Raw genomic sequence first — 453 nt, forward strand, 5'->3', positions numbered from 1 at the left:
ATTACTCACCCTTATGGGCGCACACCGTCTTGGCGAACGTCACCTGCACCCCGTGGGGCGTAACCATCTGCCGGTAGGGTAGCTTCCGTGTAATCCCCTGATACAGGTCGTTGCCCGCAGCCCGCTGTATCGTATCATTCACTTGTGCGTTCGCACCCGTCACCATGCCCATAAGCAGGGCGACCCATCCAAAAATCTTTTTCATTTGTCCTTTCTTTTTAATTATTGTTCTAATTATTATTGCTAATTATCATATCCTCCAGCCACTTCCTCCCATACAAAAATCTACTATCCGCATGAAATCCGACCTCATTTTCGCAGCGTAAAGCGAACGACCGAAGTGCAGCGTTAAAAAGAAAAAGCTGTTTGAGCGTTAGCGAGTTCTTTTTCTTTAGCGGAACGCAGGAAGAGAGTAGCGAGAAAATGCAGTCTTGACTTTTTCTTTTTGGTATC

The 453-nt window shown here is 46.6% G+C and carries 1 pseudogene; it reads right to left on the reverse strand.

Annotated features, from left to right (window positions below):
• Window positions 1–22: 22 nt before the first annotated feature.
• Window positions 23–205 (reverse strand): annotated as a pseudogene (locus HMPREF2794_RS22700) (conjugative transposon protein TraN); the annotation flags it as partial.
• Window positions 206–453 lie beyond the last annotated feature (248 nt).

The organism is Bacteroides sp. HMSC067B03, from assembly GCF_001811315.1.
GTDB lineage: Bacteria > Bacteroidota > Bacteroidia > Bacteroidales > Bacteroidaceae > Bacteroides > Bacteroides faecis.